Origin of the sequence: Pseudomonas kurunegalensis (assembly GCF_030291635.1) — a bacterium.
Classification (GTDB): Bacteria; Pseudomonadota; Gammaproteobacteria; order Pseudomonadales; family Pseudomonadaceae; genus Aquipseudomonas; species Aquipseudomonas monteilii.
Map to the genome: position 1 here is coordinate 1,426,396 of NZ_CP127871.1, position 26,229 is coordinate 1,452,624.

The window sequence follows — 26,229 nt, forward strand, 5'->3', positions numbered from 1 at the left end:
GCCATGGCCCCTGCGCGTACTCCGTTTGCCTGCCTATTACCTGTCACCGTGCGTTGCCACGGTGCCAGCCAGCGGAGAACCCTGATGAGCGAATCCACCGAACGTGACGAACGCCACCTGGCGCGCATGCAGCGCAAGAAGGCGGTCATCGACGAACGTATCGCCAATTCCCCCAACGAATGCGGCCTGTTGCTGGTGCTGACCGGCAATGGCAAGGGCAAGAGCAGCTCGGCCTTCGGCATGCTCGCGCGCGCGCTGGGCCATGGCATGCAGTGCGGTGTTGTGCAGTTCATCAAGGGCCGCAACAGCACCGGGGAAGAGCTGTTCTTCCGCCGCTTTCCTGAGCAGGTGCGTTACCACGTGATGGGCGAGGGCTTCACCTGGGAAACCCAGGACCGCCAGCGTGACATCGCCGCCGCCGAGGCCGCCTGGGCGGTGTCGCGCCAGCTGCTGCAAGACCCGAGTGTGCAGTTTGTGGTGCTGGATGAGCTGAACATCGCCCTCAAGCACGGCTACCTCGACCTGGACCAGGTGCTTTCCGACATCCAGGCCCGCCCGCCGATGCAGCATGTGATCGTCACTGGCCGTGCGGCCAAGCCTGAAATGATCGAGCTGGCCGATACCGTGACCGAGATGGGTATGCTCAAGCACGCCTTCCAGGCCGGCATTCGCGCACAGAAGGGCGTTGAACTGTGAGTCAATCGCGCCATTGCCCCGCCGTGTTGATCGCGGCACCGGCCTCTGGCCAGGGCAAGACTACCGTCACCGCCGCGCTGGCCCGCTTGCACCGTAACCTCGGGCGCAAGGTGCGCGTGTTCAAGTGTGGCCCGGATTTTCTTGACCCGATGATCCTGGAGCGCGCCAGTGGCGCGCCGGTGTACCAGCTGGACCTGTGGATGATCGGTGCCGAAGAAAGCCGTCGCCTGCTGTGGGACGCCGCGGGCGAGGCTGACCTGATCCTGATCGAAGGGGTGATGGGGCTGTTTGATGGCACCCCGTCCAGCGCCGACCTGGCGCGCCACTTCGGCGTGCCGGTGCTGGCGGTGATCGACGGCACGGCCATGGCCCAGACGTTCGGCGCATTGGCCCTGGGCCTGGCGCGCTACCAGGCCGACTTGCCGTTTGCCGGGGTGTTGGCCAACCGGGTGGGCAGCCTGCGCCATGCGCAACTGCTGGAAGGCAGCCTGACCCAGGGCTTGCGCTGGTACGGCGGCTTGTCGCGCGAGCGCGGCATCGAGCTGCCCAGCCGTCATCTCGGGCTGGTTCAGGCCAGCGAGCTGAACGACCTGGATGCCCGCCTGGATGCAGCCGCCGAGGCGCTGGGCGCCAGCTGCGACGCAGCCTTGCCACCGCCGGTGAGCTTTGCCGAGCCCGAAACACAAGCGTGTGCCGCTTCGCTGGCAGGGGTGCGTATCGGCGTGGCACGCGACGAAGCGTTTGCCTTTACCTACGGGGCCAACCTCGACCTGCTGCGCAACCTCGGGGCGCAGCTGGAATTCTTCTCGCCGCTGCACGATCGCGAGCTGCCGGCAGTAGATAGCCTGTACCTGCCGGGCGGCTACCCCGAGCTGCATCACCATGCCCTGGCCGCCAATGCGCCGATGTGCGAGGCAATCCGCGCCCATCATGCGCAGGGCAAACCCTTGCTGGCCGAGTGCGGCGGCATGCTGTACCTGCTCGATGCCTTGACCGACGTGGCCGGCGAGCGTGCCGAACTGCTGGGCCTGCTGCGGGGCGAGGCGACCATGCAGAAGCGCCTGGCGGCCCTGGCGCTGCAGGCGGTAGAGCTGCCGGAAGGCACCTTGCGTGGCCATACCTACCATCACTCGCTGACCAGCACCGAGCTGGAACCGATCGCTCGTGGCCTTAGCCCTAATGGCGGGCGTGGTAACGAAGCGGTGTATCGCTTGGGCCGGTTGACGGCCTCTTACGTGCATTTCTACTTCCCCTCCAACCCGGATGCGGCGGCGGCGCTGTTGCGGCCATGAGCGAACATGCCTTCAGCGACGTCGAGCGCGCCGCGATCTACCGGGCCATTGGCGAGCGTCGCGACATGCGCCATTTTGCCGGTGGCCAGGTGGCGCCAGAGCTGCTTGCCCGTTTGCTGGCCGCCGCGCATCAGGCGCCCAGTGTCGGGCTGATGCAGCCGTGGCGTTTTATCCGCATTACCCGGCGTGACCTGCGTGGGCGCATCCAGGCCTTGGTGGAGGCGGAGCGGGTGCGCACCGCCGAGGCATTGGGCGAGCGCTCCGATGCCTTCATGAAGCTGAAGGTTGAAGGCATCAACGACTGCGCCGAGCTGCTGGTGGCGGCCTTGATGGATAACCGGGAACCGCACATCTTCGGCCGCCGCACGCTGCCGGAAATGGACCTGGCCTCGCTGGCCTGTGCCATCCAGAACCTGTGGCTGGCTGCGCGTGGCGAAGGGCTCGGCATGGGCTGGGTGTCGCTGTTCGAGCCGCAGGCTTTGGCCGCTTTGCTGGGCATGCCAGCGGGCGCCAAACCGGTGGCGGTGCTGTGCCTGGGGCCGGTCACCGAGTTCTACCCGGTGCCGATGCTGGTGCAGGAAAACTGGGCCGAAGCGCGGCCCTTGAGCGAAATGCTTTACGAAAACCAATGGGGAGAGCGTCAATGAGCGTGGCCTTGCTGACCGTGGCCGGGGTAGCCCTGGACGCTTTGCTGGGCGAGCCGCAGCGGCGCCACCCGTTGGTGGCTTTTGGCAATATGGCCAGTAACCTTGAGCGCCGCCTGAATGCCGGCGGGCGCGGCTGGCGCAGCCATGGCGTGAGCGCGTGGTTTCTGGCGGTGGTGCCGCTGACCCTGGTGGCGCTGGTCCTGTCGTGGCTGCCTTACATCGGCTGGCTGGTGGATGTGCTGGCGCTGTACTGCGCCGTGGGGCTGCGCAGCCTGGGCGAGCATGTGCTGCCGGTGGCCAACGCGTTGCGCCAAGGCAACCTGGAAGAGGCGCGTCGGCGCGTCGGCTACCTGGTCAGCCGCGAAACCCGCGAACTGGACGAGCCGGCAGTGGCCCGGGCGGCCACCGAGTCGGTGCTGGAGAACGGCAGCGATGCGGTGTTCGCCGCGCTGTTCTGGTTTGTGGTAGCTGGCGCGCCGGGTGTGGTGCTGTACCGCCTGAGCAACACGCTGGATGCCATGTGGGGCTACCGTAACGAGCGCTTCGAACGTTTCGGCTGGTGCGCGGCGCGTATCGACGACGTGCTCAACTACCTTCCCGCGAGGCTGGTGGCGCTGACGTATGCGCTGCTGGGCAAGACCCGCCTGGCCCTGACCTGCTGGCGCAAGCAGGGCCCCCTGTGGGACAGCCCGAACGCCGGCCCGGTGATGGCTGCAGGTGCCGGGGCGCTGGGCGTGGAGCTCGGTGGCCCGGCGGTGTACCACGGCGAGCTTCATGAGCGGCCGCGCCTGGGCGAGGGGCCAGTGGCCGATGCCGACGCGATCGAGCGCGGTTGGGCCCTGGTGCAGCGGGGTGTGTGGTTGTGGCTGTTGTTGATCTGCCTGGGGGCTTACATCAATGCTTGAACACGGTGGCCGCCTGCTGCGCGCAGTGCAGCAGTACGGCATTCCTCGCGAGCAGTGGCTCGACCTGTCCAGCGGCATCGCGCCCTGGCCATTCCCGATCCCGCCGATTCCTGCAGAGGCGTGGGCGCGTCTACCGGAGGTCGAGGACGGCCTGGAAGACGCTGCACGCGCGTACTACGGTGCCAGCCAGCTGCTGCCGGTAGCGGGCTCTCAGGCCGCGATCCAGGCTTTGCCGCTGCTGCGCGCCGCAGGCCGGACAGGGGTGCTGACGCCATGTTATGCCGAACACCCGTACGCCTGGCAGCGGGCGGGGCATCAGTTGGTCGAGCTGGACGAGGCACAGGTTGACGCAGCGCTCGATAGCCTCGACGTGCTGGTGCTGGTCAACCCCAACAACCCGACCGGGCGGCGTGTGCCGCGTGAGACGCTGTTGGCTTGGCATGCGCGCCTGGCTGCGCGCGGTGGCTGGCTGCTGGTCGATGAAGCGTTCATGGACAACACCCCGGCAGACAGCGTGGTGGACTGCGCGGGTCGCGAGGGCCTGATCGTGCTGCGCTCTTTCGGCAAATTCTTCGGTTTGGCCGGGGTGCGGCTGGGCTTCGTCGCCGCTGAGCGCAGCCTGCTGTTGCGCCTGGCCGAGTTGCTTGGCCCTTGGACCGTCAACGGCCCGACCCGGGTGCTGGCCCAGGCAAGCCTGGCCGACGAAGCTGCGCAGCGCGTGCAGACTGAACGTTGCGCTGCTGCCAGCCAGCGCCTTGCCACCTTGTTGGCGAGCACTGGCCTGGCGCGAAGCGGCGGTTGTGACCTGTTCCAGTACGTGCGCAGCGAGCGTGCCGCGCCGTTGCATGACTTTCTCGCCCGTCGCGGCATCCTGGTGCGCCTGTTCGAACACCCGCCGGCCGTGCGCCTGGGGCTGCCCGCGTGTGCGGCCGACGAGCAGCGCCTGGCCCAGGCGCTGGCCGACTATCAAAAGGAATCGGCATGACCACCCTCATGGTGCAAGGCACCACCTCCGACGCTGGCAAGAGCACGCTGGTGACCGCACTGTGCCGCTGGTTGTTGCGCCAAGGCGTCGCTGTGGTGCCGTTCAAACCGCAGAACATGGCGCTGAACAGCGCGGTAACCGCCGACGGCGGCGAAATCGGCCGGGCCCAGGCGGTGCAGGCCCAGGCGTGCCGGCTGGCGCCGCATACCGACATGAACCCGGTACTGCTCAAGCCCAACAGCGACACCGGTGCCCAGGTGATCATTCATGGCCGTGCGGTCACCAGCATGAATGCGGTGGCCTACCACGACTACAAGGCCATCGCCATGCAGGCGGTGCTGGCCTCGCACCAGCGGCTGAGTGCCGCCTGGCCGGTGGTCATGGTCGAAGGCGCCGGGTCACCGGCAGAGATCAACCTGCGGGCCGGCGACATCGCCAACATGGGCTTTGCCGAAGCCGTCGATTGCCCGGTGATCCTGGTCGCCGACATCAACCGTGGCGGCGTGTTCGCGCACCTTGTCGGCACGCTGGAACTGCTTTCGCCCAGTGAGCAGGCGCGGGTCAAGGGCTTTGTCATCAACCGTTTCCGTGGCGATATTGCCCTGTTGCAGCCGGGGCTGGACTGGCTGGAGCAACGCACCGGCAAGCCGGTGCTGGGCGTGTTGCCTTATGTCACCGATTTGCACCTGGAAGCCGAAGACGGCATCGATGTGCGCCAGGGCGCCAAAAGCGAGCGTGTGCTCAAGGTGATCGTGCCGGTATTGCCGCGCATCAGTAACCACACCGACTTCGACCCGCTGCGCCTGCACCCGCAGGTGGACCTGCAGTTCATTGGCCCGGGCCAGCCGATTCCGCCTGCCGACCTGATCATCCTGCCGGGCTCCAAGAGCGTGCGTGGCGACCTGGCGCAACTGCGCGAGCGCGGTTGGGACAAAGCGATCGAGCGGCACCTGCGCTACGGGGGCAAGGTGATAGGCATTTGTGGTGGCCTGCAGATGCTGGGCCGTGAAGTGCATGATCCGCTAGGCCTCGAGGGCCCTGCCGGGTCGAGCCCGGGGCTTGGCCTGCTGGATTACGCCACGGTGCTTGAGGCCGAGAAGCAGTTGCGCAACGTTGCCGGGGTGCTGAACCTTGAAGCGGCGCCGGTTGCCGGTTATGAGATTCACGCCGGCGTCACCACCGGCCCTGCGCTGGAACAGCCTGCCGTGCAACTGGCCGATGGTCGTTGTGATGGTGCGGTGAGCGATGATGGGCAGATCCTTGCCACCTACCTGCACGGCCTGTTCGAGGGCAGCCACTCGTGCGCCGCGCTGCTGCGCTGGGCCGGCCTGGAAGATGCCCAGACCATCGATTACGAAGCCCTGCGCGAGCGCGACATCGAGCGCCTGGCCGACCTGGTGGAAAAACACCTGGACACCGCGCGCTTGCGCCAACTCTGTGGGGTGGCCTGACATGCGCAGTCTGATCCTCGGTGGCGCCCGCTCCGGCAAGAGCCGCCTCGCCGAACAGTTGGCCAGTGCCAGTGGCCTGCCGGTGACCTACATTGCCACCAGCCAGCCGCTGGACGGTGAAATGAACGAACGTGTGTTGCTGCACCGCCAGCGCCGCCCGGACGACTGGAGGCTGATCGAAGAGCCCTTGGCCTTGGCCGCAGTACTGCGCGCTGAAGCAGGCGAAGGGCGCTGCCTGCTGGTGGACTGCCTGACCCTGTGGTTGACCAACCTGCTGATGCTTGAAGATGACCAGCGCCTGGCCGAGGAACGAGATGCCCTGCTGGCCTGCCTTGAGCAGTTGCCTGGCACCCTGATCCTGGTCAGTAACGAAACCGGCCTGGGCGTCGTGCCCATGGGCGAGCTGACCCGGCGTTATGTCGACCTGGCTGGCTGGCTTCACCAGGCTGTGGCCGAACGTTGTCAGCGTGTGGTGCTGACCGTGGCCGGCCTGCCCTTAATGCTTAAAGGACCTGCACTATGACTCAAGCCTGGTGGCGTGATGCCTGCCAACCCCTCGACAACGCCGCCATGGACCAGGCCCGCGCCCGTCAGCAGCAGCTGACCAAGCCCGCCGGTTCGCTTGGCCAGCTTGAAGGCCTGGCCATTCAGCTGGCCGGCCTGCAAGGGCGTGAAAGGCCGGTGCTGGATCAGGCCGCCATCACTGTTTTTGCCGGTGACCACGGTGTGGTCGAGGAGGGTATCTCCGCTTACCCGCAGGCGGTGACCGGGCAGATGCTGCGCAACTTCGTAGGGGGTGGTGCGGCGATCAGCGTGCTGGCGCGCGAGCTGCAGGCTAGCCTCGAAGTGGTCGACCTGGGCACCATCGACCCTGATCTGGCGTTGCCGGGCGTGCACCACTTGCGCCTTGGCGCCGGTACGGCCAACTTCGCTCGCCAGCCGGCAATGACCGAAGGCCAACTGCAAGCGGCTTTGCAGGCGGGCCGCGACAGCGCGCTGCGTGCTGCCGAACGGGGTGCGCAGCTGTTCATCGGTGGCGAGATGGGGATAGGCAACACCACAGCCGCCGCCGCCTTGGCCAGCGTGCTGCTGGGCTGCCCGCCTGCTGAGCTGAGCGGCCCGGGCACGGGCCTGGACAGCGCGGGTGTGCGGCACAAGGCCGAAGTCATCGAGCACGCCCTGCGCTTGCACAAGTTGCAGGCTGCGGACCCGCTGCAAGCCTTGGGTTGCGTCGGTGGCTTTGAGATCGCTGCATTGGCGGGCGCCTACATCGGTTGTGCGCAGGCGGGTATCGCCGTACTGGTGGACGGCTTCATCTGCAGCGTTGCCGCGCTGGCGGCGGTGCGCCTTAATCCGCAGTGCCGCGCGTGGTTGCTGTTCGCTCACCAAGGGGCGGAACCCGGGCACAAAGCATTGCTCGAGGCCTTGCAGGCCGAACCGCTACTGGCGCTGGGCCTTCGTTTGGGCGAGGGCAGTGGTGCTGCGCTGGCCCTGCCGCTGCTGCGCCTCGCCTGCGCGCTGCACGGGCAGATGGCAACGTTCGCCGAAGCTGCGGTGGCGGACCGCCCGGCATGATCCTCGACTTGTTGCGCCATGGCGAAACCGAACAGGGCGGCCTGCGCGGCAGCCTTGACGATGCGTTGACTGACAAGGGCTGGGCGCAGATGCGTGGTGCTGTGGCCGAGGCAGGGCCCTGGGAGGTGCTGGTCAGCTCGCCGCTGCAGCGCTGCGCCCGCTTTGCCGATGACCTGGGGGCGCAGTTGAATCTGCCGGTGCAACGAGAACCCGGCCTTCAGGAGCTGCATTTTGGCGACTGGGAGGGCCGAAGCGCCGCGCAGATCATGGAAGACCAGGCGGATGCTCTGGGTCGGTTCTGGGAGAACCCTTACGCCTTTACGCCGCCCAATGGCGAGCCAGTCGAGGCGTTTGCCGAGCGTGTGCTGGCTGCAGTCGAGCGGCTGAGCCGTCAGCATGCTGGCAAGCGTGTGCTGCTGGTCACCCATGGCGGTGTGATGCGGCTATTGCTGGCCCGAGCCCGTGGCTTGCCGAGGGCGCAGCTGCTGCAGGTTGAGGTGGGGCATGGTGCGCTGGTGCGGCTGGTACCGGGTGTCGATGGCCAGTGGGTCGAGGCGTGCTGAGATGTTGCCATTCTGGATTGCCTTGCAGTTTCTCAGCAGCCTGCCCGTAAGCCTGCCAGGCATGCCGGCACCGCGTGAAATGGGGCGTTCGCTGCTGTTCTACCCGCTGGTCGGGTTGTTGTTCGGCATACTGCTGTGGCTGGCCAGCCATCTGCTGCAAGGTACGCCAGCACCGCTGCATGCCGCTTTGTTACTGACGTTGTGGGTGTTGCTCAGTGGTGCCTTGCACCTGGATGGCCTGGCTGACAGTGCTGACGCCTGGCTGGGTGGTTTCGGCGACCGTGAACGCACCTTGCAGATCATGAAAGACCCGCGCAGCGGGCCGATTGCCGTGGTCACCCTGGTATTGGTGCTGTTGCTGAAGTTCTGCGCCTTGTGGGTGCTGGTAGAGCAGGGCATCGGAGTGCAATTGCTGCTGGCGCCCTTGATTGGTCGAGCGGCAATGTTGGGCCTGTTCCTGGGTACCCCCTACGTGCGCTCGAGTGGCCTGGGCCAAGCCCTGGCCGATCATCTGCCGCGCCGTGAGGCCTATTGGGCTTTGCTGGGCAGTACGGTCATGTGCCTGGTCGCAGGTGGCTGGAGCGCGTGCGGGATACTGGTGCTGGCACTCGCTGTGTTTGCAGGGCTGCGGCAACTGATGTGCCGGCGCCTTGGCGGAACCACCGGGGATACCGCTGGCGCGACGGTGGAGTTGCTTGAACTGGCCGTGGTGTTGGGGTTGGCGATGGGCCTTTGAGCGCTCGGTCGCTGTCATCTCGGGGATGAAATTTCTTGCAACACCTATGACGCGGGTATATACACGTATCCATGCTGACCAGTGAATGCATCTGTACCCATCTGCGTCGCGCCGCCCGTGGGGTGAGCCGGCATTACGACGAAGCGCTTGCCGGCTTCGGGGTGAATGTCGCCCAGTTTTCCCTGCTGCGTCATCTGCAGCGGCTTGATCGCCCCAGTATCACAAGCCTGGCCGAAGCCATGGGCCTGGAGCGCAGCACCCTGGGCCGCAACCTGCGGGTGCTTGAGGCCGAGGGGCTGCTGGCCCTGGTGGATGGCGATGACCAGCGCAATCGCGTGGTGCTGCTGACCGAAGCGGGTAAGCAGCTACTGCGTGATGCTCATCCGGCCTGGGAACAGGCTCAGACCGAGCTGGTGGAGCGACTGGGGGCAGAGCAGCGGGATGAACTGGTGCGTTTGCTGGGCCAACTGGCCTGAATTGATACGACTATAAGCGGGTATATACCCGCAACAACCTTGCGATGTGCTGGAGATAACGACAATGACTTCGGTGTGGCGAACCAGCGGGTGGGTATTGGTGGGGGCGGCGTTGATCCTGGCGCTTTCCTTGGGTGTGCGACATGGCTTTGGCCTGTTCCTGGCGCCGATGAGCGCTGACTTTGGCTGGGGGCGTGAGGTGTTCGCCTTTGCCATTGCCTTGCAGAACCTGATCTGGGGGTTGGCGCAGCCGTTCGCCGGTGCCTTGGCCGACCGCCTGGGTGCCGCGCGGGTGGTGATCATCGGCGGCATTCTCTATGCCGTCGGTTTGATCCTGATGGGCATGGCCGATTCGGCCTGGTCGTTGTCGCTCAGCGCCGGCTTGCTGATCGGCATCGGCCTGTCCGGCACGTCGTTCTCGGTCATCCTTGGCGTGGTCGGGCGTGCTGTGCCTGCCGAGAAGCGCAGTATGGCGATGGGGATTGCGAGCGCTGCCGGTTCGTTTGGCCAGTTCGCCATGCTGCCCGGTACCTTGGGCCTGATCCAGTGGTTGGGGTGGTCGGCGGCGTTGCTGGTGTTGGGCCTGATGGTGGCGTTTATCGTGCCCTTCGTCGGCCTGCTGCGCGACCGCCCGCTGCCCAGCCATGGCGCCGAACAGACCCTGGGCCAGGCACTGCGCGAGGCGTGCTCGCATTCCGGCTTCTGGTTGCTGGCGCTGGGCTTTTTCGTCTGTGGCTTCCAGGTGGTGTTCATTGGTGTGCACCTGCCGGCCTATCTGGTAGACCAGCACCTGGCTGCGACCACCGGTACCACGGTGCTGGCGTTGGTTGGCCTGTTCAATATCGTGGGTACGTTCACTGCTGGCTGGCTGGGTGGTCGCATGTCCAAGCCGCGCCTGCTGACCGGGCTGTACTTGCTACGTGCGGTGGTAATCCTGCTGTTCCTGTGGGCGCCGGTGAGCGAGTTCAGTGCTTACCTGTTCGGTATTGCCATGGGCCTGCTGTGGCTGTCTACAGTGCCGTTGACCAATGGCACCGTGGCAACGGTGTTCGGGGTGCGCAACCTGTCCATGCTCGGCGGTATCGTCTTCCTGTTCCACCAGTTGGGCGCCTTCCTGGGTGGCTGGTTGGGTGGGGTGGTGTATGACCGCACTGGCAGCTATGACCTGGTCTGGCAGATTTCCATCCTGCTCAGCGTGCTGGCCGCCGCGCTCAACTGGCCCGTGCGCGAACGCCCGGTCGCCCGTTTGCAGGCCCAGGCCGCATGAACCGCTACCTGGCGCGTGCGCTGCTGGCCCTTGCTGCTCTGGCGCTGTTGGCGCTGGTGTGGTGGGGCTGGCATCAGGGTGGGATGGCGTTGATGCAACTGGGCATGGGTGTTTGTTAGGCGAGGCGGGCGCCAATGCATCGGGCAAAAATGGCTGTAAGAGGCTGAAGATTGCAGTGGTATGCAGCAATGTTTGCTTCTACCCACTCGCGTGGCTCAGCTGCCCACCAGCTGATGTCATAGCCGGCGTTGTAGACAATATGCTCGAACAGTATGCGCTGAGCCCGGCCATTCCCGTCCCGAAATGGGTGAACAACATTGAGTTCGGAATATTCATCTGCGATCGACACAACCAGTTGGTCACGCGGCATTTGTTCGTACCAATCCGCGGCTACCATCCGCTTGAACACCTGAGCCGCCTGCCTTTCCATGAACTCGGGTTGGCAGAAGCGCGTGTCCTGCTTGGAAATGGCTACCGTCCTGAGCTGCCCAGCCCAGTCATAAAGATCGGAAAACAACGTGGCGTGGATTCTGCGCAGGTAATTCAAGTCGTAGGGAGGTAGTTCGAACTCTATCTGCTCTGCTGCAATTGCAGAAAGTAAGCGTTCTGCTTGATCTAGCTCGGTATCGTCCAGTATGCCTAACTTATTGCGCAGGGTGCTGCTGCCGGGGTAGCAGTAGGGGTCTTGCTCTATGCCGTATTTATCGCGCATCAGCGGCTACGTTTGAGAAACGCCTTAAGCACATCCTCTTTGGCTGGCAGTGGCTTGTCGGCATCTTCGGCAGAGGTTGCGAACCCTTCGAGGCGTAAGCTGGCCGCGTAGTTGGAGCGGCGCTTGCTGGCGGCATGGGCCTTCTTGGTTTGCAGGCTGATCGGTGCCATGTTTGACTCGCTCGGTGTTGAACTGCAGGAATTATAACGCAAAGCGGTGGCAAGAGGATTGCGACGCCGGGTGGGCATGGGTGCCTGTCTGGCGCTACCCTGCAAGCTCAAGGATCGTCATGCGGGAGAAACGAATCATGCGTGCACATCGGTTGACGGTGCCGGTGCTGGCCCTGCTTGCCAGCGCGTCGAGCTGGGCTGCGGACTGCCCGGCGTTGTTGCAGGGGAGCCTGCCGGAGTTGCGGGGCAAGGGGCAGGTCGAACTGTGCGAGCGCTTCGCCGGCAAGCCGCTGGTGGTGGTCAACACCGCCAGCTATTGCGGTTTTGCACCGCAGTTCGAGGGGCTTGAGGCGACTTACAAGGAGTATCACGAGCAAGGTCTTGAAATGCTGGGTGTGCCGTCCAATGACTTCAAGCAGGAGGACGCCGACAGTGAGAAGACCGCCAAGGTTTGCTATGCCAACTACGGTGTCACCTTCACCATGACCAAGACTCAGGCGGTACGGGGTAAGGATGCGATACCACTGTTCGCTGAATTGGCCAGCCAGAGCAGTGCGCCGAAGTGGAATTTCTACAAGTACGTGGTGGACCGTAAGGGTGAGGTGATTGGCAGTTTCTCCAGTCTGACCAAACCGGATGACCCGGCGTTCAGGGCTGCTATCGAAAAGGCCATCGCTTCGCAGCAGTGATGCGGGTTGACGCCTGAAAGCGAAAAGCGAGACAGCGCTGGTTTTGATTTCGCGCATAGTCCATTTGCTATGGCGACGCTGACTCACCTTTTCGCCCTTACGGCGAGTCACTTTTTGTCAAACGCGACAAAAAGTAACCAAAAAACGCTGCGCTCCCATCATCCGGCCCCTACGCTGCGCTCCGGGGTTCCCTCACTCCGGCCTTGCTCCCGGGAGGACCGCGCTGCAGGCCCCATCCTGGGGCCCAGCGCTTGACGGGCATCCATGCCCGTCACCTCCCTCCGCAAGGCCTGCGTTCGGCCTCCTGAAGTCGCGAAGATCAAGATCAAGATCAAGATCAAGATCAAGGTCAAGGTCAAGAGCGGGGAGTGCGTCTGGTTTTCGGGCTACTTCAATTCGCATGCACCGTAATCGCCACCAGCCTTACCACCACCGGCCTCACCATCAATACACATACAAACGCCGCCGGCATTGCCAATTGATAGGCCTTCAGCACATTGCTCAGGTACTCCGGGTTAACCCCGGCATTGGCCGCTGTGATCACGAAGCACATCAGCAGTGCCATGATCGACGACATGTAAAAAGCGAAAACGTAAGGCGTGGCGCCCGGGTGTAATTTGCGTCGGCTGCGCGACTGGGACAGGTTGCTCATGCGAACTCCTGAAAGGTGAGTGGAGGCGCAGGTTAGCAACGCATCCTCCTGCACCTGTAGACCCGCAGGATTGAGTTCTTTATAAAGAGATTCTTACGAATCCAAGGGCTCAAATGGACCTGCTCAACGCCATCCGCAGTTTCATCAAGGTTGTCGAAGCCGGCAGCATTGCCGCTGGCGCCCGCAATCTGGGGCTCAGCCCGGCAGCTGTCAGCCAGAACCTGGCTCGGCTAGAGGGCCACTTGCAGGTGCGACTGCTCAGCCGTACCACACGCAGCATGGCTGTGACACCCGCTGGCGCCCAGTATTACGCGCGCGTGAAGCACATCGAGCGTGACCTGGCGCTGGCCGAACAGGCGGTCACCACCCCGGACAGCGAGCCCCAAGGGCGGCTGTGCATTGCCTCGACTTCCGCCTTCGGTCGCCACGTCCTGGCGCCGCTGATACCCGCCTTCAGTGCCCGCTACCCATTGCTTTCGATAGAGTTGGTAACGACTGATCGCCGGGTGAACCATGCCCGTGAAGACGTCGACGTGAGCCTGCGGATTGCCCCTCAGCTGGAAGACCAGCTAATGGCCCGGCACATTGCCCGTATCCCGTTCATCTGCTGCGCCTCACCTGGTTACCTGCAAAGCGCCGGCGTGCCCGCCACGCCTGAGGCCCTGCGCGAGCACCGCTGCCTGGTGTTTCGCTATCCGGTGGACGGGCGCTTTTTGCGTTGGGGCTTCATGCGCGACGGCCTGCGCTTCGAGGCGGAGTTCGGCAGCGTATTGATCAGCGATGACATCGATGCCCTGACCCAGATGGCCCTGCACGATGGTGGCATCACCCGCCTGGCCGAGTTCATCGTGCGGCCACATCTGGCCTCCGGCGCGCTGGTGCCCTTGTTCGAATACAGCGACAGCGGGCAAGCGTACGCCCAGACCGAGCCGATGGATATCTACCTGTGCCTGGCCGACCGTTTTGCCATGACCACCAAGGTACGCGTGTTCATGGATTATCTGCGCGAGTGCCTGGGTGACAGTTGGCAGGTGCAGGCATGAAAAAACCGCCACGAGGGCGGTTTTTGTGTGGCGGGTACGAATCAGAAGCGGTAGGTGAGCGAAGCACCGATACCGTGGGCGCTGTTCTCGTACTTGGCCTGGTAGCTGCCCTTGGTTGCACTCGCCAGATTGACCTTGGTGTCTTCTTCCCACAGGTAGGAATAGGCCACGTCGATGGTCATGTCGTCGTTCGGGCTCCAGCCGGCACCCAGGCTGAACACTTTGCGGTCGCCGGTCGGGATGCGTGGCGAGCGGTCGTGGTTGTTGGTCGGCGACTGGTCGACGGTGAAGCCGGTACGCAGTACCCACTCCTTGTTGACCTTGTACGAAGCACCAATGGCGTGGGCCCAGGTGTCATGCCAGTTCTGCTCCTCGGTGATGGTGCCAAATAGCGCACCAGCTGCACCACCGGACAGTTGGGCAGGCAGATCGTTGTTTACAGTGATGTCTTTCAGCCTGCTCCAACGTGTCCAAGTACTACCGGCGTACAAAGTCCACTGATCATCAAGTTCATGCGTGACCGAAAGGTCGACAGATTCAGGGGTCTTGATTTTCAGCGATGCATCGAATTTGCTGCCGCTGAAAGACTGTAGCAGCGGCGTACTTACCCGGGTTTTACCCTCAAGTTTGTAGTCAACCATCGAGTGATAGGTCAAGCCGATACGGGTCCGGTCGGTGGCCTGTACCAAAACACCGATGTTATAGCCTACGGCGGTATCGTCGCCTTTGATCTTAACTTCCCCATCTCTACCGCCTAGTGCGGCTGGGGTTGCCAGGTTAGAGCCCAGCTCACCCTTGATGCGGTTGATGGTAGGTCCGAAGCCGATCGAGACCTTGTCGTTGAAGGCATAGCTGACAGTCGGCTGGAAGGTGACAACCTCGACGTGGCTTTTCTTGCCCCAGTAACGGGCGGCGTCATCGCTGCCGTAGTCGGTTACCAGGCCGAACGGTACGTAAACACCGAAACCGACGCTCCAGTGGTCGTCGATCGGCTTGACGTAGTAACCCATCGGTACGCCAACCAAAGGCACCATGTCACCATCGGTTTCCCCCCCGAAGTTGCTGCCCGGGCCCGAGATGTCGGACTTGGCGATGACGGCAGCGCCGCCCACGGTGAATTGTTCGCGTTTGAGGCGGGACATGCCTGCCGGGTTGCCAAACACGGTGCTGGCATCTTCGGCAGAAGAAGAACGTCCCGCGAAACCTGTCCCCATGCTGCTGATGCTCTGTTCGTTGAGCGCGAAGCCGCTGGCGAGCAGTTGGCTGGAAGCAAGAGCAACGGCTACGCCGAGGGAGGTTTTGAGCATTACTTTTTTCATTATTAGAAAACTCCTTGGGATCTCCGGGGCGAAAAGCTACCAACAAATCACGCGCCGCGCCATAGCCTCAATCGCAGAAGATAGAGCGGTTTTGTAGGACAATCCGACCAAAATTCCCTTTTTTCCGGTAATGTTGTAGGACGTGTCTTAAGATGCCTGTGGCAATCTCTGATCTATGCAGGTGTGCCAGGCTGAGGTGAAGTCGCGCAGGCGACCTTGGGGGTTGAATACCTGTCGCCAGATTCGTGCCAGCGCCAACAGGTCATCTGCGGCGGGCAGCGTTGTGGCCTGCTCTTCGACGAGCATCCAGGCAATGGCGGTGGAGTAGCGCAGGTTGACGGTGAGCTCCAGGTGCGGCCCGCCAAGGAAGGCGTGCTGGCTGGCCAGGCCGCGGACCAGGCTGGCCAGGTCGGGATCACGGGCCAGGTAGTCGTCCCAGAGCGCCTGATGGCGGTGTTCGCCAATGCGGTAAAGGCCGTGCCCACGTCGGTCGTGCAAAGCGGACCCGAGTGCCGATTGGCTGGCGGCGATGCCCAGCAACAAGGCCTCGGCGCTGGCGCAGTGACGGTTCAGGTAGACCAGGGTGGGTCGGATCACATACTGACACAATTCATTCGCCGCGATACCCATGATGCCCTCGAGCAGATAAGGGCCGGACGGGCGCTGGAGCTTGGCAGCTGGTGAATGATCAGGCCCGCCGGAAGCGGTAAGGACCGCTCGAGTTGAAGTGTAGTGTGATAATCGTGGTGTAAAGAGCTGTTTTTAAATCGTTTGCTGCCTGACGTACCGGGCTATATGCCCTAAGGCAATTACGCCGGGAACGTTCAGGCAGACTGGCGATGGGGTGATTCAGCGCTTGAATACCGCAGTATTCGCGGCTCACGCGGTAAGCGATTGGCGAGTACGGGCAATGACCGCCTGCAGCGGCTCGCTACGGCTGTACTGTTCAGGGTACAGGCGCTCGGTGTGGCAGGCGACGCCGTGTTCGTCTACCAGGGTGAAGCTGAAGCTGCCCTTGCGTGGGGCAACGATAAGGCACTTCAACGGCGAGAAGGCCTGGGAGAGGGTGCCAATGGCAGCCTGAATTTGATGATGAGTATGCATATTGTTGGAGGTTCCTGCTTTAAACACGGGGGTTATGATCCGTGCATGATAGAAACGTTCCAGTGACGCCTTTATTAAGGGACGAACGAACCTGACTGGAACAGGGCAGCCAGAGGGAGCGCAATCAAAGGTGGGCGCTTGGGCTGACTGGTAGGTACTTCGGAAGGCAGGCAGCACGCCGGGGCCAAGGTTCTAGGCCGTCGGGGTGGAATCCTGATCAATCTGTCACGTGATTCGTGCTTGAGCAGCCTGAGGCTGGCGAGGGAATCATCGATTGGGCCGGTCCTGCTTTCAGCAGCGCCACTCTTGGGAGGAGGGGGTTGCAAGGACGCTTGTGGCCAGAATTGACTTTCAGCTTGGTACTAACGAGGCGCACCTTACTGGAAATGCAGGCGCTTGGCAAGCACTACGTTCGTTCAGGTTAGCCGCGCAGTATGGCGCGTATTTGCGTTGCTGTGAAGAGGGGGCAAATGGCCCGTATCCAGGCCGATGTGCCCGTTTCGTGCACTCGAATGGAGGTTTATGGTGCACTTGTTCACATTCGGGGCAGCGGTTGTAACAGCCCGGCAACACGCATCGACAGCCTCGCCAATGCCTTGACTGCGCGGTTAAGTCAATGAAAAAAAACACTATTTTTAGCTGGTGAAAAAATCGTCAGTTTGACACAAAGCCCCAATTCACGGGGCTTTGCGGGGTGTGCAAGGGGGTTGTCCACCGAGTTATCCACAGGAACTGTGGATTGTCCCGAGCGCTTGCTCTAGGACGGGCGTGCTAGCAAAGGCGTGAACTGTCCGACAATCGACATGCCTCGACAGACTGCTTGGTCATCCCCTCGAAAACGTCAAGAAAAGATCATTTAAATTTTTTTCAATTCTCCAGAAATCGACAGGCCGGGGCGGAAAAAAAAGAGTAGAGTGGCGCGCCTTTCGAGTTGCCAAACCTGTTACTCATGAAGTTCCGCAGCAAACACCTCGCCAGCCCCGCGGCATCGACGCCTCCCCCCAAACGCTTTTCACTGAAAGTTGCCTTGTGGTTGCTCGACAGCCCGCGCCTGGGTGACAAACCCCAGGTCAAGCACTTGGCTGGGCGCCTGCTGAAACAGCCGGCGCGCCAGGGCGTTGTGGTCGCACAAAGCCGCCTGGGGCAGATGCTGTGCCGTGATTGCGGCAATGCCCGTGACCGGCGGATTGGCCATGAACTGCTGCGTCAGGCCGCCCGCGCCGGTGATCGGCGGGCGCAACTGGAATATGCGCGGTTGTGCCAGCACACCGAGCCTGAGCAGGCGCGGTACTGGCTGGAGCTGGCGGCGGGGCAGGGGTCGCAGGAAGCGCGGCGGTTGCTGCGCCAGTGGTTCTCGGGCTGAGCAGTCGGGCTGCAACAGGCAACACGCCCGCCGGGCTGATAAGCTGCGCATCAATCATCCAGGATCGTTCGGGGTAAGCATGACAGTGGATCTGGCCAGCATTCTGCTGGGCTTGGTAGCAGGCGCGTTACCCTGCCTGGGGTGGGTCATGCAGGTGCAGCGCCGCCAGGGCGCGCGGCAAGGTGAGCAGGCGTTGCTTGAAGAACGCCTCAACGCTGCCCAGCTGGCCCAGGCTGGCCTGCAAGCGCAGTTGGAGGCGAGCCGCGACGAAGTCAGCGATCTCAGCGAAGCCAACACCGTCAAACAGACCCAGTTGGCCGCCCAGGGCCGTGAGCTGGAACTGTTGCAAGTCGACCGCGACAATGCCCGCGATGCCGCCCACGCCTGGAGCCTGGAGCGCGCCAACCGGGAGGCCGAACTGCGCCGCCTGGAGGCCCAGACCGCACGCCTGGAGGCCGAGCTGCGCGAGCAGCAGGAAAGCCATCAGCAACGCCTCGAAGACCTGCAGGAAGCTCGCGATACCCTGCGCGCCCAGTTCGCCGACATGGCCACCAAGATCTTCGACGAGCGCGAGCAGCGCTTCGCCCAGACCAGCCAGCAGCATCTGGGCCAGTTGCTCGACCCGCTCAAGGAGCGTATTCATGCCTTCGAAAAGCGCGTGGAAGAAAGCTACCAGCAAGAGGCCCGCGAGCGCTTCTCGCTAGGCAAGGAGCTGGAGCGCCTGCAACAGCTCAACCTGCGCTTGTCGGACGAGGCCACCAACCTCACTCAGGCCTTGAAGGGCCAGAAAACCCAAGGCAACTGGGGTGAGCTGATTCTTGAGCGGGTGCTGGAGCATGCGGGCCTGGAAAAGGGCCGCGAGTACCAGACCCAGGTCAGCCTGAAAAGTGCCGACGGCGAGCGTTTCCAGCCCGATGTGCTGATCATGCTGCCCGGCGACAAGCAGGTGGTGGTGGACGCCAAAGTCAGCCTCACGGCGTACCAGCAGTTCGTCGCCGGCAACGACGAGGCCGCGCTCAAGCAGCACGTGCAGTCGCTGCGCAGCCACGTCAAAGGCCTGTCGAGCAAGGATTACAATCGCCTCGAAGGCCTGCACAGCCTGGATTTCGTGCTGCTGTTCGTGCCCATCGAGGCAGCCTTCTCGGCAGCCTTGCAGGCTGAGCCCAACCTGTTCCAGGAAGCATTCGACCGGCAGATCGTGATTGTCAGCCCCACCACCTTGCTGGCGACCCTACGGGTGATCGACAGCCTGTGGAAACAGGAGCGCCAAGGCCAGAACGCCCGCGAAATTGCCGAGCGCGCCGGTTGGCTGTACGACAAGTTCGTGTTGTTCATCCAGGACCTGGACGAGCTGGGCAGCCGCCTGCAGCAGGTGGACAAGGCCTATGCCGCTGCCCGCAACAAATTGTGCGAAGGGCGCGGCAACCTGGTCAGCCGCAGCGAACAGCTGAAACTGCTGGGCGCCCGTGCCAGCAAGAGCCTGCCGGCAGACTTGCTGGAACGGGCGCTGTCCGACGAGGTGCCGGATGCAGCGGTTACTGAACCAGGCTCAGATGGCGGTTGAGCATGGCGCGCAGGGCCGCCGGCTTGACCGGCTTGGCCAGGTAGTCCAGGCCTGAAGCATGCACCATGGCGATGGTTTCCTTGCTGCCGTCGGCACTGATCACCACCCCCGGTACCGGTTCACCCAGGCGCGCGCGTAGCCAGCCCATCAGCCCGATGCCGGTCTCGCCGTCATCCAGGTGGTAGTCCACCAATGCCAGGTGCGGGCGCATGCCCTTGGCCAGCAGGGCCTCGCATTCGGCCTGGTTACGCGCGGTCCATACCTGGCAACCCCATCGGCTGAGCAGGCTGTTCATGCCGATCAGGATGCTGTCTTCGTTGTCCACGCACAGCACCTGCAGCCCGGCCAGCGGTTGGCCACCCTGTTCCACCGGGGCGCTCGGCGCCGGTGCGGGCTGGCGGGCAATCGGCACGCAGACCCGGAACACCGTGCCTTTGCCCGGCCATGAGCGTACTTCCAGCGGGTGCCCCAGCACCCGGCACAGGCCGTCGGCAATCGCCAGGCCCAGGCCCAGGCCTTTTTCGGCGCGGGTCTGGTGGCTGTCCAGGCGTTTGAACTCCTGGAAGATCACCTGCAGCTTGTCGTCGGCAATGCCCGGCCCCCGGTCCCACACTTCCAGCCACAGGCGTTCGCCCTGGCGGCGCGCACCCAGCAGGATCGGGCTCTTGCCATAGCGCAGGGCATTGGTGAGGAAGTTCTGCAGTACCCGGCGCAGCAGCTTCATGTCGCTGTCCACCCGCAGGCGGCTGCCACGCAGGCGGAACTCCAGGCCTTTCTCGGCCGCCAGTACCTTGAATTCTGCCCCCAGGGTGTCGAACAGTTCGTTGAGGGCAAAGGGCTTGGCGTCCGGGGTGATCTTGCCGTTTTCCAGGCGTGAGATGTCCAGCAGGTCGCTGATCAGCTCTTCGGCCGAGCGCAGCGAGCTGTCCATGTGCTGCACCAGCTGCTGGGCCTCTTCGTTCATGCCCTCGGCCTGCTGCGACAAGGCGGCGGAGAACAGCCGGGCGGCGTTCAGCGGCTGCATCAGGTCATGGCTGACCGCCGCCAGGAAGCGGGTCTTGGACTGGCTCACCGCTTCGGCATGGCTCTTGGCTTCCGAGAGCGCCTGGTTGAGCTGCGACAGCTCTTGGGTGCGCTCTGCCACCCGTTGCTCCAGGCCTTCGTTGGCGTCGCGCAGGGCCTGCTCGGCCTCGCGGAACGGGGTGATGTCGGTGAAACTCATGACGAAACCGCCGCCTGGCATCGGGTTGCCGATCAGCTCGATCACCCGGCCATTGGGGAACAGCCGTTCGGAGGAATGCGCGCGGCCCTGGCGCATCCAGTGCAGGCGCCGCGCCACATGCACCTGTGCTTCGCCCGGGCCGCACAGACCGCGCTCGGCGTTGTAGCGGATGATGTCGGCAATGGGCCGGCCCACGCTGATCAGGCCGTCGGGGTAGTTGAACAGCTCCAGGTAGCGCCGGTTCCAGGCCACCAGGTGCAGGTTCTGGTCGACCACGCTGATGCCCTGGTTGATGTTCTCGATGGCGCCTTGCAGCAGGGCGCGGTTGAACTGCAGCACTTCGCTGGCTTCGTCGGCGATGCGCACCACATCTTCCAGCTGCATGTCGCGGCCTTCGATGGCGGCCTTGACCACGGCGCGGGTCGACGAGGTGCCCAGTACCCCGGCCAGCAGGCGTTCGGTGTGCTCGATCCAGTCGCCGTCGGCGTTCTGGTTGGGGTTGAAGCCCTTGCCCTGGCGGTAGGCGAAGCGGATGAAGCTCTGGCGCGCACGCTCCTCACCCACAAAGCGCGAGGCGAGGGTCAGCAGGTCGTCGATCTGCACCGCCAGCAGCGGTTTGCTGCTGGGCCGCGCGGTTTGCTGGCCAATGAAGCGGCCGGCCTGCCAGTGCTCGGACACCCGCGTGCGCGAAAGCACCGAGACCCAGGCAAACAGGGTGAAGTTGCCCGCCAGTGACAACACCACGCCCTGAGTCAGCGGGCTGATTGGCAGGTCCAGCGGGTTGCCGTGCAGCCACGCCAGCCCCGGGAACAGTTGCAGCGACCAGCCGAGGCTGTGCGCCGTGATCGGCAGCACCAGGGTGTAGAACCACAGGAAGATACCCGCGGCCAGGCCGGCGAACACGCCGCGGCGGTTGGCCTGCTTCCAGTACAGCGCGCCAAGCATGGCCGGGGTGAGCTGGGTCACGGCGGCGAAGGCGATCTGGCCGATGGTCGCAAGGCTCGCGGTGGACCCCAGCAAGCGGTAGCTGACGTAGGCCAGCAACAGGATCACCACGATGGTTACCCGGCGCACTGAGAGCATCCAGTGGCGGAACGCTTCGAACGGCCGCTCGGCGTTGTTGCGGCGCAGCAGCCAGGGCAGCAGCATGTCGTTGGACACCATGGTCGACAGTGCCACGGCTTCGACGATGACCATGCCGGTGGCCGCCGAGGCGCCGCCAATGAACGCCAACAGGGCCAGGCTCGGGTGCGCCTCGGCCAGTGGCAGGCTGATGACGAACGAGTCGGAAATCACCGTGCCCGGCAGCAGCATCTGCCCGGCAAGGGCAATCGGCACCACGAACAGCGCGGCCAGCGCCAGGTACATCGGGAATACCCAGCGGGCCAGGCGCATGTCCTGGGGCTCGATGTTCTCTACCACGGTGACATGGAACTGCCGCGGCAGGCAGATGATCGCCATCATCGCCACGGCGGTTTGCACCACCATTGACGGCCAGTTGATGGTTTCTTGCCAATAGTCCTGCAAGTGGATCGACTGGCGGGCCTGGCTGAACAGGTCGTCGAAACCGTCATACAAGTTGAAGACGACGAAAATGCCCACCGCGAGGAAGGCCAGCAGCTTGATCAGTGACTCGAAGGCAATCGCCAGCACCATGCCACGGTGGTGCTCGGTCACGTCCAGGCTGCGGGTACCGAACACGATGGCGAACAGCGCCAGCACCAGCGACACCACCAGTGCGGTGTCCTGCACGCGGGTGCCGGTGGCATCGGCGTTGGCGCCGATCAGCAGGTTCACACCCAGCACGATGCCTTTGAGCTGCAAGGCGATGTACGGCAGCACACCGACCAGGCAGATCAGCGCCACCACGACCGCCAGCGTCTGCGACTTGCCATAGCGGGCGGCGATGAAGTCGGCGATCGAGGTGATGTTCTGCTGCTTGCTGATCAGCACCATCTTTTGCAGTACCCAGGGCGCGAAGATCAGCAGCAGCACCGGACCCAGGTAGATCGGCAGGAACGCCCAGAGCTGTTCGGCGGCCTGGCCGACCGCACCGAAGAAGGTCCAGCTGGTGCAATACACGGCCAGCGACAGGCTGTACACCCAGGCACGCAGTTTCGGCGGCAACGGCGTGCTGCGGCGGTCGCCATAGAAGGCGATGGCGAACATGACGGCCATATAGGCCAGGGCGACCACGGCGATCAGCCCGCTGGACAACGACATGAAGACTCCGAAGCAAAAAAGATAACGCGGTCCCGATCAATCAGTCTGGCACGCAGGTGCCGCTTCGTCAGCGCAGACGATGGTTGTAGGCGTGAGCTTGCTCGCGATTGACCTGAAACAACACATCAATCTTTTCGGGTACCCAACCCGTAAAACACCCCCGCCAGTATCACCGACAATACCAACAGGTAGAAGATCGCCCCTGGCCACAGGTGTACCAGGGCAAACCCCACCATCACCGGCCCCAGTGCTGCGCCAAGGTTGGACAGGTTCTGCGCGCCGTAATACACCCCGCGCAAGTGCTCCGGCGCAATCAGGTCGATGAACATGTACTCGGCGGGGATCACGATGATTTCGCCCAGGGTGAACACCAGCATCGCCAGGCACCAGGCCAGCACCGAGCCTGCCGACGCAAAGCCCAGCAGCCCGGCGATGAACAGGGCCATGCCGGCCAGCAACCAGGGCATCAGGCGCTGGCGGCTGATACGCCGGCCAATCAGGTACTGCAGGGCAATCACCGTTACGGCGTTGGTGGTCACCAGATAGCCCACCAGGCGCGCCGCCTCGGTCGGGCTGCTGGTGACGACCAGGTACTGCGACAGGTAGGCCGTGAACTGGCCAAACACCACCGCACTCAACACCCCGCCCAACGTGAAGCACACCAGCCGGCGGTCACGCGCCAGCCCCAGCGCCACTTGGCCGAAACCCGCCGCAGGCTTGTCTGCACTTGCCTGCAGGCTGCGGTCGCCCAGGCGCCAATAGGCCAGGCACATGGCCAAGCCAAGCAGGGCAGAGGCGATGAATGGCATGTGGTCGTTCAGTTCCAGCATGGCCACGCCCAGTAAAGGGCCGGCAGCGTAACCAACGTTGCTCAGGGTGTACTTGATGGCGAACACCTCGGCCCGTTCTTCTACCGGCAGCAGGGCGCAAAAGCCGGCCTTGGCGGCGATGTCGACCACCGCGAGGGCCAGGTTGATCAGTACCAGGCACAGGAAGAACAGCAACGCTGAACGGCTGGCGACCGCGCCGACAAAGGCCAGGGCGAACAACAGGGTGCTGGCGCTGACCAGGGTGTGGTTGCGCAAGGTGTCGACCAAGTGGCCGCCATACAGGCTCAGCAGCGAGGCGATGATCAGCGCGCCACCGATCAGCAAGCCGATCTGGCTTATCGGCAACTGGAAGTTGTCGGCGAGGTACACCACCAGGTAGGGCAGGGTGAGGGCACGGGCGACGGTGAGGGTGAAGGTGGTCAACAGCAACAGGCGTACGGTGTGCGGGTAGCGTTTGATGGCGGCGAGCATTGCCACGTCCTTGTTGTTCTGGTTTTCCCGGCCACAAGCATAAGCCAGGCACTGTGTCTGGCGACAGGCGGAGGATTGACAGCCCAGCAACCACGGCTAATACTCTCGCAAAATTCATATATATGTTTAGATAACAAGACGAGAGCGAGACCCATGCACCCATTGACCGGTGATGCTCGACTGCCCCGCTACCAACAATTGCGCGACCACATGGTCGAGCAGATTGCCAATAACCGCTGGCGCCCAGGCGAGGCGATCCCGACCGAAGCGGCCCTGGCCACCGAATTCGACATGTCGGTCGGCACAGTGCGCAAGGCCGTCGATGTGCTGGTCGCCGAAGGCGTGCTGGAACGCCAGCAGGGTCGCGGCACCTTCATCCGCCGCCCGCAGTTCCAGTCTTCGCTGTTCCGCTTCTTCCGTTTCGAGGCTGCCAATGGCGAGCGTGTGGTGCCAGAAAGCCGCATCCTGTCCATCGAGCCGCTCGCAGCGCCATCGGCGGTGGCCGAGGCCTTGGGCCTGGCGGTGGGTGCCGAGGTGATCCGTATCATTCGTACCCGTCTGCTGGGTGCCCAGCCCGTCCTGGCCGAAGAAATCTGGCTGCCGCGCCAGACCTTCCAGCCATTGCTGGACGTGGAGCTGAACAGCAAGGGGCCGCTGCTGTACCCGATCTATGAAGCACTGTGCGGCCAGGTGGTCGCCTACGCCGAAGAGACCCTGACCGCCGAAGCGGTCGACGCAGTGCATGGCCGCTTGCTGCAACTGCCGGCCGACAGCCCGGTGGTGGTGATCGAGCGTCTGGCCCGTGACTACGCCGGCAAGCCCCTGGAATGGCGCCGCTCGCGCGGCCATGCGCAGCACTTCCGCTACCGCATCGATATCCGCTAAGCCGGCCGCTTCACCCGTTTTACCCGTCTGCGCCGTGCTGCCACGGCGCAGTGGCTTCGCCTGCCCGTAACACACACGACCAAGAAGGATAACAATCATGTTCAGCTGGTATCGCCAGATCACCTCACGGGAACGCAAGACGTTCTGGGCCTGCTTCGGCGGTTGGTCGCTCGATGCGCTGGAAGTGCAGATGTTCGGCCTGGCCATCCCCGCGCTGATCGCTGCCTTCTCCCTGACCAAGGGCGATGCCGGCCTGATCAGCGGCCTGACCCTGGTGACCTCGGCGATTGGCGGCTGGCTGGGTGGCACTTTGTCCGACCGTTACGGCCGCGTGCGTACCTTGCAATGGATGATTCTCTGGTTCTCCTTCTTCACCTTCCTTTCGGCGTTTGTCACCGGCTTCTACCCGCTGCTGTTCGTCAAGGCCATGCAAGGTTTCGGCATTGGCGGTGAATGGGCGGCTGGCGCGGTGCTGATGGCCGAAACCATCAACCCGAAATACCGTGGCAAGGTCATGGGCACGGTGCAAAGCGCCTGGGCCGTGGGTTGGGGCCTGGCGGTGGCGCTGTTCACGCTGATCTACTCGCTGGTGCCGCAGGAATTCGCCTGGCGGGTGATGTTCTTCGTCGGCCTGTTGCCATCGCTGCTGATCATCTGGGTACGCCGTAACGTGCCAGAGCCGGACAGCTTCCAGCGCCTGCAAAAAGAAAAGGCCATCCCCGCCAGCTTCCTGCAATCGATGGCTGGCATCTTCCGCCCGGAACTGCTGCGTGTGACCCTGCTCGGCGGTTTGCTCGGCCTGGGTGCCCACGGTGGCTACCACGCAGTGATGACCTGGCTGCCGACCTTCCTCAAGACTGAGCGCAACCTCTCGGTACTGAACTCGGGCGGCTATCTGGCGGTGATCATCCTGGCGTTCTGGTGCGGTTGCGTGGTCAGTGGCCTGTTGATCGACCGCATCGGTCGGCGCAAGAACATTCTGCTGTTTGCCCTGTGCTGTGTGCTGACCGTACAGGCTTATGTGTTCTTCCCGCTGACCAACACGCAAATGCTGTTCCTCGGCTTCCCGCTGGGCTTCTTCGCCGCCGGTATCCCGGCCAGCCTGGGCGCGTTCTTCAATGAACTGTACCCGGCCGATGTGCGCGGCGCCGGAGTGGGCTTCTGCTACAACTTCGGCCGCGTGTTGTCGGCGGTGTTTCCGTTCCTGGTCGGCCACATGAGTGAGTCGATGTCGCTGGGCAGTGCCATCGGCATCGACGCCGGTATTGCCTATGGCGTGGCGGTGATCGCCGCCCTCTGCCTGCCGGAAACCCGTGGTCGCAACCTTGAATCTGCACCTGCGCCGGAAATGGCCGGCGCTGTCACCAAGTAACTTCACCTTGTTTGTAT

27 protein-coding genes are annotated in these 26,229 nt (G+C 63.6%); 19 read left to right on the plus strand and 8 right to left on the minus strand.

The annotated features are described in order from the left end of the window. Window positions 1–84 precede the first annotated feature (84 nt). The 13 genes from cobO (at window position 85) to QQ992_RS06485 (ending at window position 10,712) form a co-directional block, all read left to right on the plus strand. Window positions 85–696, plus strand: coding sequence for a cob(I)yrinic acid a,c-diamide adenosyltransferase (gene cobO / locus QQ992_RS06425; protein WP_152954129.1), 612 nt, complete (start codon window positions 85–87; stop codon window positions 694–696). Next, window positions 693–1,988: a cobyrinic acid a,c-diamide synthase CobB gene (locus QQ992_RS06430; protein ID WP_286112653.1), complete on the plus strand. Its 1,296-nt coding sequence runs from the start codon at window positions 693–695 to the stop codon at window positions 1,986–1,988. The genes cobO and QQ992_RS06430 overlap by 4 nt, the downstream gene beginning before the upstream one ends. Next, window positions 1,985–2,635 (plus strand): 5,6-dimethylbenzimidazole synthase, encoded by a 651-nt coding sequence (gene bluB, locus QQ992_RS06435; RefSeq protein WP_274082456.1) that lies wholly within the window; start codon window positions 1,985–1,987, stop codon window positions 2,633–2,635. The genes QQ992_RS06430 and bluB overlap by 4 nt, the downstream gene beginning before the upstream one ends. Beyond that, window positions 2,632–3,540, plus strand: a complete 909-nt coding sequence (gene cbiB, locus QQ992_RS06440; protein WP_286112655.1) for an adenosylcobinamide-phosphate synthase CbiB — start codon at window positions 2,632–2,634, stop codon at window positions 3,538–3,540. Before bluB ends, cbiB begins: the two co-directional genes overlap by 4 nt. After that, on the plus strand, window positions 3,533–4,525 hold the full coding sequence (gene cobD, locus QQ992_RS06445) for a threonine-phosphate decarboxylase CobD (protein ID WP_286112656.1): 993 nt from the start codon (window positions 3,533–3,535) through the stop codon (window positions 4,523–4,525). Before cbiB ends, cobD begins: the two co-directional genes overlap by 8 nt. Further along, window positions 4,522–5,976: a cobyric acid synthase gene (locus QQ992_RS06450; protein ID WP_286112658.1), complete on the plus strand. Its 1,455-nt coding sequence runs from the start codon at window positions 4,522–4,524 to the stop codon at window positions 5,974–5,976. Before cobD ends, QQ992_RS06450 begins: the two co-directional genes overlap by 4 nt. A gap of 1 nt (window position 5,977) precedes the next feature. Beyond that, entirely contained in the window at window positions 5,978–6,499 is a 522-nt protein-coding gene (gene cobU / locus QQ992_RS06455; RefSeq protein WP_286112660.1) for a bifunctional adenosylcobinamide kinase/adenosylcobinamide-phosphate guanylyltransferase, read from the plus strand. Beyond that, entirely contained in the window at window positions 6,496–7,551 is a 1,056-nt protein-coding gene (gene cobT, locus QQ992_RS06460) for a nicotinate-nucleotide--dimethylbenzimidazole phosphoribosyltransferase (RefSeq protein ID WP_286112661.1), read from the plus strand. Before cobU ends, cobT begins: the two co-directional genes overlap by 4 nt. Continuing rightward, window positions 7,548–8,114, plus strand: a complete 567-nt coding sequence (locus QQ992_RS06465; protein ID WP_286112662.1) for a histidine phosphatase family protein — start codon at window positions 7,548–7,550, stop codon at window positions 8,112–8,114. Before cobT ends, QQ992_RS06465 begins: the two co-directional genes overlap by 4 nt. A 1-nt stretch (window position 8,115) precedes the next feature. Then, on the plus strand, window positions 8,116–8,850 hold the full coding sequence (locus QQ992_RS06470) for an adenosylcobinamide-GDP ribazoletransferase (RefSeq protein ID WP_286112664.1): 735 nt from the start codon (window positions 8,116–8,118) through the stop codon (window positions 8,848–8,850). 71 nt (window positions 8,851–8,921) lie between these two features. Continuing rightward, a complete protein-coding gene (locus tag QQ992_RS06475; RefSeq protein ID WP_119371048.1) occupies window positions 8,922–9,326 on the plus strand; it encodes a MarR family winged helix-turn-helix transcriptional regulator in 405 nt (134 codons plus the stop codon). 64 nt (window positions 9,327–9,390) lie between these two features. Then, on the plus strand, window positions 9,391–10,593 hold the full coding sequence (locus QQ992_RS06480; RefSeq protein ID WP_401345935.1) for an MFS transporter: 1,203 nt from the start codon (window positions 9,391–9,393) through the stop codon (window positions 10,591–10,593). Further along, window positions 10,590–10,712, plus strand: coding sequence for a hypothetical protein (locus QQ992_RS06485; protein WP_286112666.1), 123 nt, complete (start codon window positions 10,590–10,592; stop codon window positions 10,710–10,712). The genes QQ992_RS06480 and QQ992_RS06485 overlap by 4 nt, the downstream gene beginning before the upstream one ends. On the opposite strand, the gene QQ992_RS06490 is transcribed toward QQ992_RS06485, so the two are convergent. Both QQ992_RS06490 and QQ992_RS06495 read right to left on the minus strand, forming a co-directional pair. After that, the gene (locus QQ992_RS06490; RefSeq protein WP_286112667.1) at window positions 10,709–11,305 is read right to left on the minus strand and encodes a Fic/DOC family protein; all 597 of its coding nucleotides are present in this window, start codon (window positions 11,303–11,305) and stop codon (window positions 10,709–10,711) included. The two genes, QQ992_RS06485 and QQ992_RS06490, sit on opposite strands and share 4 nt — an antisense overlap. Continuing rightward, window positions 11,305–11,475 (minus strand): YhfG family protein, encoded by a 171-nt coding sequence (locus QQ992_RS06495; protein WP_286112668.1) that lies wholly within the window; start codon window positions 11,473–11,475, stop codon window positions 11,305–11,307. The genes QQ992_RS06490 and QQ992_RS06495 overlap by 1 nt, the downstream gene beginning before the upstream one ends. Before the next feature lie 137 nt (window positions 11,476–11,612). On the opposite strand from QQ992_RS06495, the gene QQ992_RS06500 reads away from it, so the two are divergent. Next, the gene (locus QQ992_RS06500; RefSeq protein ID WP_286112670.1) at window positions 11,613–12,164 is read left to right on the plus strand and encodes a glutathione peroxidase; all 552 of its coding nucleotides are present in this window, start codon (window positions 11,613–11,615) and stop codon (window positions 12,162–12,164) included. A 391-nt stretch (window positions 12,165–12,555) separates the two neighbouring features. On the opposite strand, the gene QQ992_RS06505 is transcribed toward QQ992_RS06500, so the two are convergent. Next, entirely contained in the window at window positions 12,556–12,816 is a 261-nt protein-coding gene (locus QQ992_RS06505; protein ID WP_286112671.1) for a DUF2798 domain-containing protein, read from the minus strand. Between the two features lie 113 nt (window positions 12,817–12,929). On the opposite strand from QQ992_RS06505, the gene QQ992_RS06510 reads away from it, so the two are divergent. Continuing rightward, window positions 12,930–13,859: a LysR family transcriptional regulator gene (locus QQ992_RS06510; RefSeq protein ID WP_286112672.1), complete on the plus strand. Its 930-nt coding sequence runs from the start codon at window positions 12,930–12,932 to the stop codon at window positions 13,857–13,859. A 41-nt stretch (window positions 13,860–13,900) separates the two neighbouring features. On the opposite strand, the gene QQ992_RS06515 is transcribed toward QQ992_RS06510, so the two are convergent. The 3 genes from QQ992_RS06515 to QQ992_RS06525 form a co-directional block, all read right to left on the minus strand. Continuing rightward, window positions 13,901–15,178: an OmpP1/FadL family transporter gene (locus QQ992_RS06515; protein WP_286112674.1), complete on the minus strand. Its 1,278-nt coding sequence runs from the start codon at window positions 15,176–15,178 to the stop codon at window positions 13,901–13,903. Window positions 15,179–15,325: 147 nt separating this feature from the next. Then, window positions 15,326–15,808, minus strand: a complete 483-nt coding sequence (locus QQ992_RS06520; protein ID WP_060500756.1) for a hypothetical protein — start codon at window positions 15,806–15,808, stop codon at window positions 15,326–15,328. Window positions 15,809–16,057: 249 nt separating this feature from the next. Beyond that, the gene (locus QQ992_RS06525) at window positions 16,058–16,282 is read right to left on the minus strand and encodes a hypothetical protein (protein WP_016715487.1); all 225 of its coding nucleotides are present in this window, start codon (window positions 16,280–16,282) and stop codon (window positions 16,058–16,060) included. A 949-nt stretch (window positions 16,283–17,231) separates the two neighbouring features. Between QQ992_RS06525 and QQ992_RS06530 the strand changes: the two genes are divergently transcribed. Both QQ992_RS06530 and QQ992_RS06535 read left to right on the plus strand, forming a co-directional pair. Continuing rightward, window positions 17,232–17,645 carry a tetratricopeptide repeat protein gene (locus QQ992_RS06530; protein ID WP_159266000.1) on the plus strand — a complete coding sequence of 138 codons (414 nt, stop codon included), beginning with the start codon at window positions 17,232–17,234 and terminating at the stop codon, window positions 17,643–17,645. A 193-nt stretch (window positions 17,646–17,838) separates the two neighbouring features. After that, window positions 17,839–19,209 (plus strand): DNA recombination protein RmuC, encoded by a 1,371-nt coding sequence (locus QQ992_RS06535; RefSeq protein ID WP_164525269.1) that lies wholly within the window; start codon window positions 17,839–17,841, stop codon window positions 19,207–19,209. Here QQ992_RS06535 and QQ992_RS06540 read toward each other — a convergent pair. Beyond that, entirely contained in the window at window positions 19,181–22,654 is a 3,474-nt protein-coding gene (locus QQ992_RS06540) for a PAS domain-containing hybrid sensor histidine kinase/response regulator (protein WP_286112676.1), read from the minus strand. The two genes, QQ992_RS06535 and QQ992_RS06540, sit on opposite strands and share 29 nt — an antisense overlap. 125 nt (window positions 22,655–22,779) lie before the next feature. After that, window positions 22,780–23,955, minus strand: a complete 1,176-nt coding sequence (locus QQ992_RS06545) for an MFS transporter (protein WP_105945934.1) — start codon at window positions 23,953–23,955, stop codon at window positions 22,780–22,782. 153 nt (window positions 23,956–24,108) lie between these two features. On the opposite strand from QQ992_RS06545, the gene QQ992_RS06550 reads away from it, so the two are divergent. Continuing rightward, complete coding sequence (locus QQ992_RS06550) at window positions 24,109–24,840, plus strand: GntR family transcriptional regulator (RefSeq protein WP_028698690.1); 732 nt, start codon at window positions 24,109–24,111, stop codon at window positions 24,838–24,840. A 97-nt stretch (window positions 24,841–24,937) separates the two neighbouring features. Further along, window positions 24,938–26,212 carry an MFS transporter gene (locus QQ992_RS06555; protein WP_105945936.1) on the plus strand — a complete coding sequence of 425 codons (1,275 nt, stop codon included), beginning with the start codon at window positions 24,938–24,940 and terminating at the stop codon, window positions 26,210–26,212. Window positions 26,213–26,229: the final 17 nt, after the last annotated feature.